The sequence below is a fragment of the Ancylomarina sp. 16SWW S1-10-2 genome (assembly GCF_009669305.1).
GTDB lineage: Bacteria > Bacteroidota > Bacteroidia > Bacteroidales > Marinifilaceae > Ancylomarina.
The window spans coordinates 1-413 of sequence record NZ_SADB01000266.1; the positions used below are offsets into that span (position 1 = coordinate 1).

The following is a 413-nucleotide window of genomic DNA, read 5'->3' on the forward strand; positions in this document are numbered from 1 at the left end:
TCTTTTATGGTCTTAAATTAGATATTTTCTTTGTGCCTTACCACAAAGAAGACGCCTTTGCTGTCCCAGACATTGAGTAATGAAAAATCATTATAAAATCGATCAGCTACAATGACACTTCCCTTTAGTAATGGCACGTCATATGCACCCTTATTGTCAGCGGTTTTCCCATCGGTAATATTCACATAAGCGGGTAAATTGCCATCGTAATCAAGCAAAGTGTGCATTTTTACAGCCCCTTTGGCAGTCTTATATTTTGCCCAATCAAAAAGGCTTAAACAAAGACTAATTGTGGAGGAATCAAGAAGGAATATTTTTGATTTAATTCTGAATTTACATTGCTTAGAACCTGCTTGCTGTCCTAAATGAGAAAGCAACTGGTAATAGTATTCACGAAACAGAGTCCAGTCTCT

Annotated in this window: 1 protein-coding gene; it reads right to left on the minus strand. The window is 36.8% G+C overall.

Annotated elements, in window-relative coordinates; genetic code table 11:
• Positions 1 to 17 precede the first annotated feature (17 nt).
• A partial coding sequence (locus EMN46_RS19190; RefSeq protein ID WP_229130444.1) for a transposase occupies positions 18 to 413 on the minus strand: 396 nt, incomplete at its 5' end.